Source organism: Gottfriedia sp. NPDC056225 (assembly GCF_042267765.1).
In the GTDB taxonomy this organism is placed as follows: domain Bacteria; phylum Bacillota; class Bacilli; order Bacillales; family Bacillaceae_G; genus Gottfriedia.
Genome location: NZ_JBHJTJ010000001.1, coordinates 111,434 through 128,875 on the forward strand (window position 1 = coordinate 111,434; position 17,442 = coordinate 128,875).

The window sequence follows — 17,442 nt, forward strand, 5'->3', positions numbered from 1 at the left end:
TTGATCTTACAGATAGAAGATGAAACTTGATTTTAAATACAAAAAAGCACAAATCCCATAAGGACTTGTGCTCGAACAAATCAATGTTATGAATACAAAAATGTATTCTACCGTTCACTTTCCTACGCTGGCATTATCCAGATCAGGTTAAAGGGTTAAAGACTATTCGTGTCTTAATCTCAGCCGACCATTTACGGCACCCCTAGTACTATTCAATTATTTAATTTGATTACTTTATCATCTTAATTAATCCTTATACTTTATTCAAGTATTTAGACCAGATTTATTTAGAAAAAACCTCTCTTAATACTAGTTGAGAGGCTTTAACATTTATTATTTTAAATCTTTTACTTCTTTTAATACGCCTTCTAGTTCGTCACCGGCTTGGTTAAGTGTATCTGCATCCAATGGAGAAACTTTTACTCCCGCTTCGATAATATGAAGTGGAGTTTCAACTTTTTCATACAAAGCTTTGTCTTTATCTTTTACAGAGTCTTCAAATTTTTCCCATGATTTTTCAAGTGATCCTCCACTTTCTTTCGCCTTTGCTTCATCATTATTCGAAACTTGTGTTTTTAGTTCAGAAATCGTTTTGATCATATCGTCAGATCCTGATTTAATTGCATTGTCTGTGTTCGTTCCACATGCAGATAAAGTTAAAGATAGTCCTAGAGCCATTGCCGCGATCAATTTTTTATTAGATAACATTTTTCGTTCCCTCCGAATTTTTACTACTTTTTTTATTATTTTTATTCGAGAATCTATTATAAATAACAGTTATACAAGCTATTAGTAACAAGAACATCTGTGGTACAAAGCTCTCCCAAGTAGAATAGATTGCAAAGAAATCTATTGTTGGAATAGGAGCTTGGGTAGCAGGAAGTAATCCTGAAAGTTGTAAACCGTGAATACCCATACCCGCAAATTTAAAGCATAAGTAGAACATTAAAATACTAGAAACAAGGAAAAACGGTCTCATTGGAATCTTTAAGCCAACCTTTAATATTAAGAAGCTCAGTATTGCTAAAATAGCAAACCCTAACGCAATTCCTATTAATAAAGATGATAGTTTAATTGATGAAGCCATTCCAATAAAGAATAATACTGTTTCAGTTCCTTCGCGAAACACTGCTAAAAACGCAAGAATAGCTAAAGATAATAGGCTACCCGTATTTAATGCTTTATCACTTTTAGTTTTAATATATTGTTGCCATTGCTTCGTATTAGATTTGCTATGTAACCAGTAACTCATATATAAAAGCATGACAGCCGCAAATACTCCAGTCCAGCCTGCAATCAAGAAGTTATTGCTTCCAAAAGCACCTGCTGAGAATAAGATATTTACAATAACACCTAGTATAATACTGACGCCTAAACCAGTACCAACACCAAACCAGATCCACTTACTTTTCTTTTCTTGACCAGACTTTTTAATAAAACCTAGTAATGCTACAACTACTAGTAATGCTTCTAATCCTTCTCGAAGTAGAATTGTAATAGCATCTAACATTGTATAACTAGTTTTAGATGCTAAAGGTAATAGATAATCACGCATATTAGTAATTGTTTTTGTAGCCGCTTTCACATCTGGTGTTTTAGCAGTTAACATTGCATAAGATGTAACCATATCTCTTTCAGAGTCAGTGTAAACTTTTTGTGATTGTGTTAATACTACCCCTTCAATATTGTTCCAAGATTTTCTAAACTGATTAATTTCTGAGGTTGCTCCCGATACATTATGATCTTTTAAATCTGCTAATGCTTTGTTTAATATTTCAATTAAATCTTCAACACTACCTGTACTTTTTGAACTTAGTTTTGAACTAGCAAACTGATGAGAAATAAACTTTTCATTTACAACTTCTAATTCTTTAAGTGCAGTAATAAGTGCATTTTGATTCACTGTTTTTTGTGCTAGGTTATACTGAACCATTCCCATAGCTTCCTCGATTTTGCCATACGCATCAATCGATTTATTTTTTATACCATCCTCTTTATCAAGCCACTCATCGTTGAATTTTTTATATTCCTGCTCGGCAGTGTTAAAATCCCCTTTTTGTGCAGCTTGGATTGCATTTTCTACAAAAGTATTTGCATTTGTTAAATCCTCTTCAGGGCTTGCTGCAAAGGTTTTAAACGGTAAAACAAGTAAAAGTAAAACTGTTAAAGTTACTTTGATAAGCGTTTGCTTCATGGTTGATTTTCCCCTTAAGTAAAAATGATAATCATTATCACATATTGATAATATAGGTATTTCATATCACAGTCAATTATATTTTTATTAACTATTTTTAATGTTTATATCAACATTCGAGTAAATTAAAAAGCTGAGGAACTTTTTCCTCAGCTTTTAATGTCTATGCTAACTTAGAGCCTCAAAAGACAACCCTTCATTTTTAAAATCATACTGTCTACGTTATGGACAAAGTACAGATTTTATTCGTATTTCCCCCTATAACATAGCCAAAAAAACTGCCTCATAAGTAAGTGCATATACTTATGAGCCAGTCTCTTTTTTTAAATTTTTAGTTAGATGAACCAACCAAAATCTTTTGTTCAATATTTAAAATTTTGTATAACTCATCAAGTTTTTGTATTTCATAAGTAGGGATTAGAGCTGTATCATTTGATAGTGCTTTTGAATTAACCCAGCAAGTATCTATTCCCGCTCCGACTCCACCAGTAATATCCGCACTGAACGAATCTCCAATAATCAAAGTCTTATCCAACTCGATATTTGGAATTCGAGCAAATACATAATCAAAGTATTCCTTCATTGGTTTTTGATAGCCAGTGTCCTCTGAAACAAAAATATCTTTAAAGAATGGATAAATTCGTGCAGCATTTAATCTTTTGTATTGTGTCTTTGAAATGCCATTTGTAACAATATACAAATCAAAATGATCCTGAAGATTTGAAAGTAATTCGAAAGCCCCTTCAATTAATTGATTACCTTCTCCTAAGTAATTTTGATAAGTCTGTTCTAGCATTAAACCGTCTACATCGATACCGAACTCTTTAAATAAAGTTGAAAAGCGAGTATTTACTACGTCATCGCGACTTATTTTCCCCTCTTCAAAAGCCTTCCAAAGTCCATGGTTAATTTCTTTATATCTCGACTTAATTTCAGACGTTAACGGTATATTTTGATCTTTAAATAGAGATTGTAATGCTACTTTTTCTGCTGCGCCAAAATCTAATAATGTATCATCTACATCTAATAATAATGTCTTGTAAGTTTTCATAACATTTACCCCATCCCTATTTTATTAAAATCATATTTTACTAGATTACCCTTAAATTAAATTAGCTGTTTTATACGTTTAAAGCTTATTCCGCTTAATTTAAAAACTAATATACCACTTATAATTAGCAATACTCCAATTAATTGCTTAGAAGTAAACGGAACTTTCTCAAGACCTAGCCACCCTTTAGTATCAAATAATAATGCAAACAATAATTGTGATGTCAGAATTATTGATGTTGCATAGGTTGGCCCAAGTAATCTTATCCCTTTCGTTAAGCAGAATACAACTCCTACACCAACAATGCCGCTAAACCAATACCAAACTTTCATATTATGCAAATCAAATAATTGTTTCCCATCAAGGAAAAGACCCATAATTAGTGAAGCTAAAAAGCCCATTCCTAATACGAATGTTGTTGTAACCCATATTCCAGTACGTTCATTAACCTTACTATTAAATATACTTTGTAAGCCAATAAGTGCACCCGCGATTAAAGATAAAAGTAATCCATAGAGCATAAGCTTACACACCTCCCAAATTTAACAATGTGATTTTTTTGGCCGAATGATTTTTTATTCGTAAATATTATTACTCGCAAGAATACTCAGGCCATCTCTATTTTTTATAAGAATGCTCCCATTTTTTCGCTCTACTAGGCCATCCTTACAGAACTGTTGAATAACTCGATTAACATGTCGATAACTCGTTCCGATCAGATTTGCCGCATCTTTAAGATTGATCGTATTTAAATTATCATTGAGTAAAGAATTTGTATCATCATATGAAATGGATAATAAATAGCTCGCTAAGCGTACTTCTACTGGATACATTAAGTTAAAACTCATCGAATTCGATTTAATATAAAACTTTTCCGTTATGACCTTTAATAAGAATTGAAGAAACGGTGTATAGTTTTTGCTAAGTTTTTTTAACCAACGATAGTCTATAGAGATCACTTCCACCGTAGAAATTGCTTCCACCGTATTAATATAATTCGATTCTCTTACATATTCGATATCACCGATTAATTCAAGAGGCGTTTTAAACGATAAAATTAATGTTTTCCCTTCAGCTGAGGAAGTATAAACTTTTACCTTTCCTTTTACTAAAATAAACATTGTTTGTGCCGAGTCTCCTTGAGAACAAATAAATGCTCCTTGATTAAATCGTTGAATAGTCATATGAGTTCTTAATTCCTCATTAAAGACTTCTTCAATACGATGTTCAGCTAAAAATTGATTAATCTGTTCTATATCGCTAGAAATTTTCAAGTTAAAATCACCTCCAGTAGGTTATAAGTTAAGATCCTAGCACAATGACACCAATCATCATCATTCCAATTCCAATTAATTGGGTTGAAGTTATATTAAGCTTTTTTACTCCGAACCAACCTTTACTATCAATGATAAAAGTTAAACATAGCTGTGCGATTAACAGCGTTGAAACTGAAAAGGTAACACCATTCAAATGAATTGCCGTTACATTACAAAAAATAACAAACGCTCCAAATGCTCCACTTGTTAAATAAATTGGATTTACTTTCTTAACATCAGCTAAATTTTTATCTTTTATTATAAGTAGAATTAAAAACGCAACAAGAAAACCAGTAAATTGTGTAATCGTAGCTGCTTGCCAAGTACCTATATCACTACTAATTTTCGAATTTGCGACTCCTTGTAGCGTGATGAATGCTCCAGCCAAAATTGCTAATATAATTCCTTTCATATACTTTCTCTCCTGACATTTTGATTTCTTCATTATTAAACGATATTGGTGGCATGTTTGGAAAGGACATATGTCCCAAGATGAGTTAGATGAAGAATCAGCCTGTGGAAAACTATAATGTATAGCTAAAATTTGCAAAGTTCTGTGGATAATTGCATTATTCTTTATTGGAAAGCAATTTTTTTGTGGATACTCCGTTATTATGTGGAAAACCGATAACTGTTTTTCATTGAATTGAGATGAGAAAAGTATAATTTTTGTGGATAATTTGTGATGAAATTGTTTTTGGAATGGGATGGTAAGAAGTTCTGGTTCTCTACTAAGATAAGATTTTTAAGGACTCTTTAAAATAATGTAGAAAACGTAATTAAACGATAAAGTCAAAAAAATCAGGCCAGATTGCTAGCCTGATTTTTTTCATATTAGATTACTTCTTCACTTATTAAAATTGATTCCATTAAAAGCTTAATTTCATTAATCTTATTTTGATTAAATAAATCAACAATTTTACTTCCAACAATGACCCCATCGCAATCTTGGCACAATTCTTTTACTTGATCAGGACTAGATACGCCGAATCCAGCAATAACCGGTTTATTACTAACTTCTTTAACACCTCTTAGAAAGGATGATAAACTAACGTCTAGTTCATTTCGAACACCAGTAATCCCTTTTACCGTTACTGTGTATAAGAAGCCCTTGCCTTTTTCTGCAATTTTAATGATTCGTTCTTTTGGTGTTGTCATTGTAACTAGTCGAATTAGTTCTACTCCAAATTCTTCTAGTTTATTTATGATAATCTCTTCTTCTTCAATTGGTAGGTCAGGTATAATGCAACCATCTACTCCTGCTTGTTTGAGATCAGCTACGAATTTATCAATTCCGTACGCTAGAATAGGATTCATGTACGTCATAACAATTAGAGGCACTGAAACTAATTTTCGAACCTCTTTTATTTTTTCAAGAACAGCTTTTAAAGTTGTACCTTCTTGTAGTGCTCGAATACCAGCTTGCTGAATTACTGGTCCGTCAGCTACTGGGTCTGAAAATGGTATTCCTATTTCAATCGCTGATGCACCAAATTTTTCTAGTAAGGCTAATCTTCCTCCTAATACTTCTAGACCACCATCGCCTGCCATTATATAAGGAATAAATAATTTTTCACCTTTTTTAATTCGATCTGAAAACTGACATTCAATTCGATTCATGATTATTTTTCCTCCTTTAATCGATCTCGAACGGTATGCACATCTTTATCGCCTCGACCAGATAAACAAATGATTAAATTTTCGTCTTTCCCCATTATTTTTGCTTGTTTTATTGCGTATGCAACTGCGTGTGCACTTTCTAAAGCTGGAATAATTCCTTCTAGTCTCGCTAATAATTGGAATGCGTCAAGCGCTTCTTTATCTGTAATTGATTCATATTTTACTCGGTCAATATCCTTCAAATAACAATGCTCTGGTCCAACACCCGGGTAGTCAAGTCCAGCTGAAATCGAATGTGCTTCTTGTATTTGACCGTCCTCATCTTGAAGCAAATACATTAGGGCACCGTGTAATACACCTGGCACACCTTTCGTTAACGAAGCTGCTTGTTTATCTGTATCAATTCCATGTCCAGCCGCTTCTACTCCAAACAGTCTTACACTTTCATCTGTAATAAATGGATGGAACATTCCAATTGCATTACTGCCTCCACCAATACATGCAACCACTGCATCAGGAAGCTTGCCTTCTTTTTCTAAAAATTGTTGTCGCGTTTCCTTTCCGATAACACTTTGAAAATCGCGAACCATCATTGGAAATGGGTGTGGTCCCATCACTGAACCTAACAAATAATGTGTGTCGTCAACATTTGCAACCCAGTAACGAAGCGCCTCATTTACTGCATCCTTTAATGTCGCACTCCCCGATTCAACACTAATAACTTTCGCGCCTAGTAATTCCATACGGAACACATTTAATTCTTGTCGACGAACATCTTCAGCACCCATAAAAATCACACAATCTAAATTTAATAGAGCACAAACCGTTGCAGTTGCTACACCGTGTTGGCCCGCACCCGTTTCTGCAACAATTTTTCGTTTGCCCATTCGTATAGCAAGTAATGCCTGACCAATCGCATTATTAATTTTGTGAGCCCCTGTATGATTTAGATCTTCTCGTTTTAAATAAATTTTTGCTCCATTTGCATGCTTAGTTAAATTTTCCGCGAAGTAAAGTGGCGTTTGGCGACCTACGTAGTCCTTTAATAGGTTTTCAATTTCCTCATTGAAAGTCGGATCATCTTTAATAGTTGAATATGCTTCCTCTAATTCAGTAATTGCTTGAACAAGCGTTTCAGGTATATATTTTCCGCCATACATACCAAAGTGTCCTTTTACATCTGGAAGTGTGTACGTAGTCATTTAAATTCCTCCTAATTTTACTTTTTTTATAAACATTTTTATTTTTTCATAGTCTTTTTTGCCGTTCATTTCAACTCCGCTACTTACGTCAACCATCAATGGTTTAACAATATTACAAGCCGGTAATACATTATCAATTGTTAATCCACCCGCTAAAACCAAGTTGTTAATCTTTTTAGAATTGAGCAACTCCCAGTCAAACGTTGTTCCATTGCCGCCTCGATATTTACCGCTTGGACTATCTACTAAAACATAATCACAATCATATTCTGATAATTTTTCAACATCCTTTTCGGACTCTACTCGTATCGCCTTTATACTTGGATATCGTAATGAACGGCAAAATTCAGGCGTTTCGTCACCATGCAACTGTAAATGTGTTAATCCAACTTCCTCGTAAATGGATTCTAAAGTTTCTTTTGATTCATTAACAAATACACCAATTTTTAAGATCGAATTTGGCAGCGATTTAATGATCTTTTTTGCTTCATCAATTTTGACTTGTCGCTTACTTTCAGCAAAAACAAACCCTATCGCATCAGCTCCTGCATCAACTGCAATCTGTGCTGAAGTCAAATCCGTAATACCACAAATTTTGACCTTCACTGCTTAGCCTCCTTAAGGATAGGAAGCATAAGCTCTTTCATATTTGTAGATAAATCATTGCTTCTCATTAATGCTTCGCCTACTAAAATCCCATTAGCTCCAGTATCTCTTACTCGTTTTGCATCATACTCATTGAAAACTCCACTTTCACTAATAATGAAACCTCCTTGTGCTTGAATGATTGGTGCTAATTTTTCTGTTACATTTAAATTTACTTCAAACGTTTTTAAATTTCGGTTATTAATGCCATATAATTGAGGTCCAATTTTTAATGCTTTTTCCAAATCTTCCTCATCATGCACTTCCATCAACACTTCAAGGTTTTGCTGTTTAGCGTATTGATATAGTCTATTTAGTTCTGTGAAAGGTAAAGCAGCAGCTATTAATAAAATAATGTTTGCTCCGTGCTCTTTGGCGATATCTATTTGAACTTCATCGATCATAAAATCCTTACATAAAATCGGGATGTTAACAGCGTCTCGTACGATTTTCAGATCTTTAAATGACCCTTTAAAGAAAGTCGTATCGGTTAACACAGATATTGCGGATGCTCCATTTTCTTCATACCTTTTTGCTTGTTCCGCTGGATTTAAATTGATATTAATATCACCTTTTGATGGAGAAGCTCGCTTAAACTCAGCAATAATCGATAGAGTATCTGCACTTTTTAAATGGTCAATGAATGATAAATTCTTTGTATCGTTGACTATTTGTCGACTAATCGCTCTTAAATTTTTAATTTCGATTCGTTTTTGAGAAATAATTCGATCTAAAATTGTTTCCATTTAAATAACCTCTCTTTTTAGTTTGCTAGTTTTTTCGATTAATTTTTGCAGTTTCTCGTGAGCTGCACCTGAATCGATGCTCTCCTTGGCTTTCTTAATCCCTTCATCAATGCGATTAACGATACCTGAAGTGTAGATTGCTAAACCTGCATTTAATAACACGGTATCTCTAAATACTCCCTTTTCACCTTTTAAAACTCTAAGAAGAATATCCGCATTTCTTTTTGCGTCTCCACCTTTAATTGCCTCGTTTGGGTAGTAACTTAATCCAACTTCCTCTGGGTGAAGCGTCATTTTTTTAAGCTCATCATTTTCAAGTAAAACGATATGATTTTCTCCTGCTAATGAAGCCTCATCTAAGTGACCGGCACCATTTAATACAATCGCTCGTTTACGTCCTAACTTTTTTAACACTTCTGCAAATACTTCTAAATAATCTCTTCGATAGATTCCTAATAATTGAGTCTCTAATTCAACTGGATTAGTTAAAGGTCCAATTAAATTGAAAATCGTTGGAATTTGTAGCTCGCGTCGTACCTTCATTACTTTTTTCAGCCGTGGATGTACATAAGGTGCGAATAAAAAAGTCATTCCAATATCCTCTAAAAGCTCTTCCGAAGATTGCGTTGGGATCGATAACTCTACACCTAATTGTTCTAATACATCGGCACTACCTGTTTTACTGGACATGCTACGGTTGCCATGTTTAGCAATTGGAATTCCACTTGCTGCAATAACAAAAGCTGAAGTGGTACTTACATTAAAGGAGGATGAGTTATCTCCGCCTGTTCCGCAATTATCAATGACATGATGAAACTTTCTAGTAAAGCCGACGGTATGATTTCTAATCGCATTTACTAATCCGGCGATTTCATTAACTGTTTCTCCTTTTGTTTTTAAGGCAACTAGAAATGCAGCGATTTCACTATCTGATATTTGATCATCCTGTAGAATTCTTTGTACAGCTACTTGCATCTCCTCTACGGTAAAGGATTCCCGATTAGCTAAGCGTTGAAGGTACTCTTTCATCTCTCAATTCCTCCTTTATTTCATTTAAAAAATTTAGTAAAAGTTGTTTTCCACATTCAGTTCCAATCGATTCTGGATGAAATTGCATCCCGTAAATTGGATATTTGCGATGTTTAATCGCCATAATTTCTTGGTCATCCATCGCAACTGCTAACATTTCAAATATTGGCGGGATTGTTTCCCTTTCAATAACTAGTGAGTGATATCTCATTACCTCTAATGGCTGAGTCATATACGCAAATAAATTACTAGCATCATGTCTAATTTTCGATGTTTTTCCGTGCTTGATTTGTTTAGCACTAATAATTTTTGCACCAAATGCATATCCGATTGCTTGGTGCCCTAAGCAAATCCCTAATATAGGGAACGTCTTATATAGGGATAGAATGAGTTCATTCGTTTCTTTCTTCTCTTCTGACTTTCCTGGCCCTGGTGATAGAATGATTGCTTTAGGATTTAATTCTTCTATTTCAGAAATCGAAATTTTGTCATATCTAACTACCTTAACTTCTTCACCAAGTTCTCCTAAAAATTGATATAGATTGTAAGTAAACGAGTCATAGTGATCAATTAATAAAATCATGATGTTCCTCCAAAAATGCTTTTAGTTTATTAATGGTTTCCTCATATTCCTGATCCGGTTTACTGTCATAAACAATGCCTGCACCTGCTTGAATATAAGCCATTTGATTTTTTAAAATCATCGTTCGAATAGCTAATGCAAAATCAAGATTTCCATTAACTGAAACATAGCCGACTGCACCTGAATAAACGCCTCGTTTTGATACTTCTAATTCATTAATAATTTCCATTGCTCTAATCTTAGGTGCACCTGATACTGTTCCAGCCGGTAAACAAGCAATTAGCGCGTCAAGTGTTGTATTTGTCTTCTTTAATTGCCCGCTCACTTCTGAAACAATATGCATCACATATTTATACTTTTCAACGTTCATGTATTTATCTAATTTGACTGTTCCAAACTCGCAAACCTTCCCTAAATCATTTCTTCCTAAATCAACAAGCATTTTATGTTCAGCTAATTCCTTTTCATCCTGTAATAAATTTCTTTCGATGATTAAATCTTGCTCGGGGGTTCTCCCTCTTTTTTTCGTACCAGCGATTGGATTCGTAATGACATGATTATTTTGAACTTTTATCAAGCTTTCAGGAGATGTTCCAGCGACTACGCTATCTCCAAAATCGATGAAATACATATATGGTGAAGGATTTTTGATTCGTAATTTACGATAATAATCAAATGGATCGCCTTCAAATTCAGCTCCCATCCGGTGCGATAAAACGACTTGAAAAATATCTCCTTTTTGAATCAATTGTTTTGCTTTTTCTACCTTCGACATGTAATCAGCTTTACTAATCTCTGAATTGAAAGTAGAAAATACAACAGGTTTTACTTCCTCTTGCTCTAAATTTGTAAAAATCTCTTGCTTCAGCTTCTGAATACCTGTCTTTAAATCTATTAGAGTTGTGTCTTCTGAAAGCTTAGTTCCGACTAAATGAATTTTCTGTTCTAAATGATCAAACACAATAAAAACTTCAAAAAACATTAAATGCAGATCTGGCATTTCTAGTACGTCTTCTAACTCTTCGCCGATCTCTTCAAATTGACGAATGATATCGTAGCCAACGTATCCAATTCCTCCCCCAATGAAGGGAAAATCGGTTTCCTTCGGGTATTCTTGCTCTAATAATAGTTCCTTCAGTTTTAAAAGTGGATTTCCGAAAAATTCTTCTGTTTCACCATGTTGATCAATGATTTGGCCACCTTGTTTCGTACCAATCAATTCAAAAGTAGGGTTAGAACCGACAAATGAATAACGTCCAGAATCTTGATGCTTATAAGAGCTTTCAAATAAGAATTTTTTTCTACCGCTCACTTTCTTAAATACCGAAATCGGTGTAAATAAATCCCCCGCTATCGTTTCAATAAATAGTTCAGCCTTATGTTTCACGCCCAATTAGTTCGCCCCCAAAAAGTTTTGATGAAAATAAAAAAGTCCCCTATATACACAAAGATTGTGTATATAGAGGACGATTAGTTGCTACCGCGGTGCCACCTCGATTGGATATCAGATTGTTCTGAAATCCCACTTTTCAGATACGGGAATATATTGGACCTGATCTTCCAATTTCCGATATCCTATCCTTTTAACGGTGGAAATCCGTGCATCCCTACTGTGAGTTCAAGATGCCTCTCGTAAGCCCATTCGATAAAGGTTCCTGTATTAGACTCCCACCATTGTCTAACTCTCTGTGACATTCACCAATATTTACTCTTCTTACTCAGCGATTTATTGTTATTTAATTAAAAAGAAATACAAAAAGGGCCCCCCGTCTTAAAAAGGACGAGAGACCCGTGGTGCCACCTTCATTAGCTGTTTAACAGCTCGCTTTGTCAGTATCCAATCAAATTTAGATTGAATACCCGTCTTTTGTAACGAGAAGACTACTCGCCAAAGCCTACTACTCTTTTAAGGTTCGGTTTGAATGCTCGGAAGTCCATTCGCGATTACTTTCACACTGATTCGCACCAACCATCAGCTCTCTTTAGTTTCCGTAATCGTTACTACTCTTCGTCAACGCAAAGGAATTATGAATGTTCGATTTAAATTAATTGTCCTTATATTATTATGCAAAAAATAAAAAGTCAACAAGTTTATTTTTACAAAATTCGATTTTTCTTCTTTCAACAAATTAATATCCTACGTTTTTTTATATAAAAAATTGAGATCGCACAATGCTTTTTTTATATGAATCCTTCTTGCATACGTGACCAAATTATGGAAAGAATAAACACAATTAGACCGTCCATTTAGGAGGTACCAATATGAGATCCAATACAACAAATAAAGAAGAAGTTTTAACCAATAATCTAAAAAATAATATTGAAATGATTCAAGAATATTTATGTTATACAGAAGATTTGGTTGTTAAGATTATTCATAAAAATGCCCAGATTTTTGCTATTTTGTTTCTTGAATCGATGATAAAAATAGAAGCACTCCAATCGTTCATTATCGAACCGATTTTAAGAGAAAAAAAAGACGAAGCAGGCAATATCGTAAAATCCTATGAAATAAAAAACTTAACAAAAATCTCCGAATTAGGAGCTGGTTTATTAGACGGATTTTGTCTTATCTTAGAAGATAATAGTTCAATTGGAATTTTAGCTGCAGCTGCAGATGATAAGGAACGAGCAATTCAAGAACCAGCAAATGAACAAAATATTAATGGGCCTCATGATGGTTTTGTCGAAAATATTAATACAAATATTCAATTACTGAGAAAACGAATACATTCACCTGAATTAAAGGTTAAGTATTTTACGATTGGTAAAATTACAAATACAAAAGTTGCAATGGTTTACCTTGACTCAATTGCAAATCGAAAACTTGTTGAAGTGATAGAAGAAAGAATTTCAGGAGTTGAGTTAGACAGTCTTCAGTCAACAGGACATCTAGAAGAATTGATTGAGGATAATACTTTTTCACCTTTTCCACAAGTTTTAAATACAGAAAGACCAGATCGGGCTGTATCTTATATTTTAGATGGAAAAATCAATTTACTTGTAGATGGGAATCCAACTGTATCAATTGTACCTATTACCTTTTTTGCTTTTTATCAAGCTCCTGATGATTATAATCATAGATGGTTAATAGGATCGTTTTTTAGGATTATTAGAGTATTTAGCTTTCTTGTTGCAATCTGTCTTCCTGCAATCTACATTGCGATTGTATCTTTTCATTCTGAAGTACTACCAATTGGCATTCTCTATTCAATTAGAGTCTCTTTAGAGTTCGTACCTTTTCTTCCCCTCGTAGAGGCATTTATGATGCAAATAATATTGGAGCTTTTAAAGGAAGCGGCAATTAGGCTACCCTCTCCGATCGCTCAAACAATCGGTATAGTAGGTGGACTAGTTATTGGTACCGCTGTTGTTGAAGCTCATTTAGTATCAAATACGATGATTGTAGTAATTGGATTTACAGCGATTGCATCATTTGTTGCCCCTGTTAGTGAAATGGGAACTAGTATGAGATTATTAGGATTCCCAACTATGATTATGGCTTCGGTTCTAGGATTTTTTGGGATTACTCTAACTTTAATGTTAATCTTTATGCACATGTGTAAATTAAAATCTTTTGGTATGCCGTATTTTTCACCAATGGCCCCTTTTAGAAAGGAAGATATTAAGGATACATTTCTCAGGTTTCCTTTATGGAAACAAAATACAAGACCAACCGATGCACTTCCCCAAAAACTTGAACGGCAAAGAATGTCTAGGGTGTGGAAGAAAAAATGATAACGAATATAAATTCAATTTCTAAATTACAGCTTTATTTTTTTATAGTCCAAAGTCAAATAGGTATTGGATTACTCTCCTTGCCAAATGTTGTCGAAACTACTGCAAAAGGTGATGGGTGGATTTCTACATTAGTTGCTGGATTAGCAGTTCAAATTACAATCATCATTTATTGGCTATTACTAAGAAAATACCCAAATGCAATCTATACAGAAATCACAAAAAAAATTTTAGGAAAATATGTAGGTAAGTTATTTAATTCATTTATATATATCTATTTTATTATGATTGGTGGTTTGGCTTGCACTCTTTTTATTAGAACTATAAATCTTTGGTTACTGCCACTTACCCCTATGTGGGTATTATCGCTAATTATTATTTTATCAAGCATCTATTTAACAATTAGCGACTTAAGAATCATTTCGAGATTTTTTGTTTTAGGTTCCATTTTAATAGTCTTACTTTTCTTCATGTCATTCTTTACCTTTTATTTACCAAAAGAATTTCGCTTTATACTACCAGTAGGACATTCTGGCGTGAAAAATATACTTATGGGAAGCCACAAATCTTTACTCTCAATGCTAGGATTTGAAAGTCTCCTACTAATATTTCCCTTTATTCTTGATTCACAAAAAGGAATATTAAAAACAGCGAGTTTAGCTAATTTTTCGGTGACATTATTCTATACATATTTTACTTTTCTTTGTCTAGTAAGCTTTAGCCCAACACAGCTTTTGCAAATTAGGGAACCTGTTTTATATTTATTTAAAGTACTTTCGTTTGAAATGATAGACCGTTTAGACTTGATTTTTTTATCAATCTGGATCGTACCAATGACAACATCGGTAATTATATATATGTTTTTATCAGCGAAAAGCATTAGCAAAGAAAATTCATTCAAAAAAAATGTTTTTTTTAGTGGCATCCTTATTTTTATTATTACAATTTTGCCATTTGATGAAGATCAATTAGTTCTCTTTGACAAATATGTAACTTATTTAAGTTATGTGGTTGTATTTGGGCTTCCGATTATTCTCTTATGCCTATCCTTCATTATCTCTAAGACTGAAAGGAGTGAGCTATTATAAGAAAATCCTTATTAATTACCTTATGTTTGTTTACACTTTTTTTAGCTAGTTGTTGGGACCAAAATCTATTAGTTGATAAAAAAATGGTGAATGGGATAAGCTTTGACTTAGATAAAGACGATAATATTCTTGCCACTGTAAGAGCATTAAATATCGAGAATAAAGGTGGCGGTCAGTTCGAAGTTAATGACGAACTTGTTAAAGTGAACCGGCCTAGTGTATCAGGAATGGAAATTGACATTAATAATAAACTCCCTGGTCTAATTGATGTTAGTAAAGCGCATATTATCTTAATTGGAAGAGACTTGGCAAAGAAAGGGATTTACCCTTTTTTAGAACTTTTTTATCGACCTAGACAAGCCTATATTTCTAGTAGAGTTGTGATTGCAGAAGATAAAGCATCGGACATTATTTCAGTGGATCCCGGAACTAGCCCTATCGCCTTTTTGATATTAAAAGGATTAGAGGCCGCTGAGGAAACTACAAAAATTCCGAAAGTAACTGCTTTTACAGCATGGACACAAATTACTGATACAGGAAGTGATATCGTTTTACCTTATGTAAAAAAAGACGAAAATGATAAAATTACAATTGGTGGAGTAGACCTGTTTGACGGGGACAAGTTTTCAGGAACTAGCTTACCTAATGGAAAGGGAAGCCTTTTATTGTTACTAATGGATCGATTAACTAAGTATAGTGAAATGGCTATAGATTTAGGAAAGCATCAATCGATATCTTTTAGAGTTAAAAATATGAAAAGGAATTTAGATGTAAAAGTAGATAAAAAGACGTCTAAAATAACTTCTAAACTAAATCTGACTCTTGAATTAACTATAGTTAGTTATTCAGGTAAGGTGGGCGAAAAACTAAACAAAGAAAAATTAAGTAAAGATATCTCAAAAATCCTTACTGATCAGTCTGATGAAATTACGAAGTCACTGCTGGAAGCTAATTGTGATGCATTAGGAATTGGTAGAAGAGTAGCTAGCTCTTATCCAGATTTATGGAAAAAAATCAATTGGGATAAAGTTTATAAGGATGTTAAGTTCGAAAGTTCCGTAAAAGCAAAAATTGAAAGAACTGGTCCTGTTTTTTAAGGATAATTTATATAATATTTGATACTCTGGTGCAACATAATATAAGAATTAAAATCTATCTGTATTTTAGGAGGAATCATATTGAGATTCGGTAAAAAGGATGATACTTTCTTTGAAATGCTCTTAAATATCGCTAATAATTTAAACGCTTGTTCGATTTATTTTGATGATTTTAAAATCAAAAATGCTACTGATTTAAAAACATTCTCTGAAGAAATGAAAGCATATGAAACAAAAGGCGATACATATATTCATAAAATTATTGTCGAACTAAACAAAACATTTATTACACCCATTGAACGTGAAGATATTCTAGAACTTGCTAATAAAATGGACGATGTGCTAGATGGGATGGAACAATGTTCTGCTACATTTGAAATGTACTCCATCATTCAAATCGATGATTTCATGGTCAAATTCGTAAAAAACATCCGAGCTGCAACGAATGAAATTTTAAAAGCAATCCAACTCCTTTCAAGAAAAAAACTACTAGAGATGCGCGTACACGCGATCCAAGTAAAAGATTATGAATCACAATGCGATTCCTTATTACGTACCTCAATTAAAGAATTATTTAAAAATGAAAAAGATCCAATAAAAATCATTCAATTCAAGGAAATTTATGAAATGTTAGAAGCAGTTTCTGACAGCGCACAAGATGTAGCGAATACACTTGAGCAAATTATTATGGGTAACGCTTAATTGAATAATTTAGATGGAACTGTCTCGCAAGCCGATGTGCTTTTGGGGCAGTTTTTTTATTTTCCTGCTGGTAATCTGAGGTGCCTCCTGCTTCTGGGTAGTGGTCTCGATATGGGACAAACACGAACACTATGTGAACTTTGTTGATAAAGCTGTGAACTTCGTTGATATATTGCTATATTTCGTTGATAAACCACCTATTCTTGTTGATATATGGCCGGTTCTCGTTGATAAATCACTTATTCCTGTTAATAAACGGCCGGTTCTCGTTGATAATTCACTTATTCCTGTTGATTGATAGCTGTTTTCCATTGATAATTCACCTATTCCTGTTGATAAACGGTCGGTTCTCGTTGGTAATTCGAGTAAATCCAAATATGCCCACCAGATTTCGTACTTCCTGGTGGGCTTTCGCTAGTTTTTTAGACATT

Annotated in this window: 18 protein-coding genes, 1 riboswitch and 2 other annotated features; of the genes, 4 read left to right on the plus strand and 14 right to left on the minus strand. The window is 33.7% G+C overall.

Annotation, left to right across the window (positions count from 1 at the left end; translation table 11 throughout):
• Positions 1-102 precede the first annotated feature (102 nt).
• Positions 103-214, minus strand: a riboswitch (TPP riboswitch).
• Positions 215-333: 119 nt separating this feature from the next.
• The 13 genes from ACFCYN_RS00590 to trpE form a co-directional block, all read right to left on the minus strand.
• The gene (locus ACFCYN_RS00590) at positions 334-708 is read right to left on the minus strand and encodes a hypothetical protein (RefSeq protein ID WP_375946894.1); all 375 of its coding nucleotides are present in this window, start codon (positions 706-708) and stop codon (positions 334-336) included.
• Positions 698-2,194 (minus strand): FTR1 family iron permease, encoded by a 1,497-nt coding sequence (locus ACFCYN_RS00595; protein ID WP_375946896.1) that lies wholly within the window; start codon positions 2,192-2,194, stop codon positions 698-700. Before ACFCYN_RS00595 ends, ACFCYN_RS00590 begins: the two co-directional genes overlap by 11 nt.
• 331 nt (positions 2,195-2,525) lie before the next feature.
• Complete coding sequence (locus ACFCYN_RS00600; RefSeq protein WP_375946897.1) at positions 2,526-3,245, minus strand: YjjG family noncanonical pyrimidine nucleotidase; 720 nt, start codon at positions 3,243-3,245, stop codon at positions 2,526-2,528.
• A gap of 56 nt (positions 3,246-3,301) precedes the next feature.
• Positions 3,302-3,766 carry a DMT family transporter gene (locus ACFCYN_RS00605; RefSeq protein ID WP_172446325.1) on the minus strand — a complete coding sequence of 155 codons (465 nt, stop codon included), beginning with the start codon at positions 3,764-3,766 and terminating at the stop codon, positions 3,302-3,304.
• A 54-nt stretch (positions 3,767-3,820) separates the two neighbouring features.
• Positions 3,821-4,519 carry a Crp/Fnr family transcriptional regulator gene (locus tag ACFCYN_RS00610; protein ID WP_172446326.1) on the minus strand — a complete coding sequence of 233 codons (699 nt, stop codon included), beginning with the start codon at positions 4,517-4,519 and terminating at the stop codon, positions 3,821-3,823.
• Positions 4,520-4,547: 28 nt separating this feature from the next.
• Positions 4,548-4,973 carry a DMT family transporter gene (locus tag ACFCYN_RS00615; RefSeq protein ID WP_172446327.1) on the minus strand — a complete coding sequence of 142 codons (426 nt, stop codon included), beginning with the start codon at positions 4,971-4,973 and terminating at the stop codon, positions 4,548-4,550.
• 422 nt (positions 4,974-5,395) lie between these two features.
• On the minus strand, positions 5,396-6,181 hold the full coding sequence (trpA, locus tag ACFCYN_RS00620; protein ID WP_375946900.1) for a tryptophan synthase subunit alpha: 786 nt from the start codon (positions 6,179-6,181) through the stop codon (positions 5,396-5,398).
• Between the two features lie 2 nt (positions 6,182-6,183).
• A complete protein-coding gene (trpB, locus tag ACFCYN_RS00625; protein WP_375946902.1) occupies positions 6,184-7,383 on the minus strand; it encodes a tryptophan synthase subunit beta in 1,200 nt (399 codons plus the stop codon).
• Positions 7,384-7,989, minus strand: coding sequence for a phosphoribosylanthranilate isomerase (locus ACFCYN_RS00630; protein WP_375946904.1), 606 nt, complete (start codon positions 7,987-7,989; stop codon positions 7,384-7,386). It lies immediately after the preceding gene.
• The gene (gene trpC / locus ACFCYN_RS00635) at positions 7,986-8,774 is read right to left on the minus strand and encodes an indole-3-glycerol phosphate synthase TrpC (RefSeq protein WP_375946906.1); all 789 of its coding nucleotides are present in this window, start codon (positions 8,772-8,774) and stop codon (positions 7,986-7,988) included. The genes ACFCYN_RS00630 and trpC overlap by 4 nt, the downstream gene beginning before the upstream one ends.
• Entirely contained in the window at positions 8,775-9,803 is a 1,029-nt protein-coding gene (gene trpD, locus ACFCYN_RS00640) for an anthranilate phosphoribosyltransferase (RefSeq protein WP_172446332.1), read from the minus strand. It abuts the gene before it with no gap.
• A complete protein-coding gene (locus ACFCYN_RS00645) occupies positions 9,775-10,386 on the minus strand; it encodes an anthranilate synthase component II (RefSeq protein ID WP_375946908.1) in 612 nt (203 codons plus the stop codon). Before ACFCYN_RS00645 ends, trpD begins: the two co-directional genes overlap by 29 nt.
• Positions 10,370-11,779 (minus strand): anthranilate synthase component I, encoded by a 1,410-nt coding sequence (trpE, locus tag ACFCYN_RS00650; protein ID WP_375946910.1) that lies wholly within the window; start codon positions 11,777-11,779, stop codon positions 10,370-10,372. The genes ACFCYN_RS00645 and trpE overlap by 17 nt, the downstream gene beginning before the upstream one ends.
• A gap of 66 nt (positions 11,780-11,845) precedes the next feature.
• Positions 11,846-12,117, minus strand: a binding site (T-box leader).
• A gap of 42 nt (positions 12,118-12,159) precedes the next feature.
• Positions 12,160-12,410: a binding site (T-box leader), on the minus strand.
• Positions 12,411-12,648: 238 nt separating this feature from the next.
• On the opposite strand from trpE, the gene ACFCYN_RS00655 reads away from it, so the two are divergent.
• The 4 genes from ACFCYN_RS00655 (at position 12,649) to ACFCYN_RS00670 (ending at position 17,011) form a co-directional block, all read left to right on the plus strand.
• On the plus strand, positions 12,649-14,124 hold the full coding sequence (locus ACFCYN_RS00655) for a spore germination protein (protein ID WP_172446334.1): 1,476 nt from the start codon (positions 12,649-12,651) through the stop codon (positions 14,122-14,124).
• Positions 14,121-15,212 carry a GerAB/ArcD/ProY family transporter gene (locus ACFCYN_RS00660; protein WP_375946913.1) on the plus strand — a complete coding sequence of 364 codons (1,092 nt, stop codon included), beginning with the start codon at positions 14,121-14,123 and terminating at the stop codon, positions 15,210-15,212. Before ACFCYN_RS00655 ends, ACFCYN_RS00660 begins: the two co-directional genes overlap by 4 nt.
• 14 nt (positions 15,213-15,226) lie before the next feature.
• Positions 15,227-16,309 (plus strand): Ger(x)C family spore germination protein, encoded by a 1,083-nt coding sequence (locus ACFCYN_RS00665; protein WP_375947212.1) that lies wholly within the window; start codon positions 15,227-15,229, stop codon positions 16,307-16,309.
• Positions 16,310-16,390: 81 nt separating this feature from the next.
• Positions 16,391-17,011 (plus strand): DUF47 domain-containing protein, encoded by a 621-nt coding sequence (locus tag ACFCYN_RS00670; protein ID WP_172446337.1) that lies wholly within the window; start codon positions 16,391-16,393, stop codon positions 17,009-17,011.
• A gap of 129 nt (positions 17,012-17,140) precedes the next feature.
• Here the strand turns inward: ACFCYN_RS00670 and ACFCYN_RS00675 are convergent, their stop codons facing one another.
• Entirely contained in the window at positions 17,141-17,386 is a 246-nt protein-coding gene (locus ACFCYN_RS00675) for a hypothetical protein (RefSeq protein WP_375946915.1), read from the minus strand.
• Positions 17,387-17,442 lie beyond the last annotated feature (56 nt).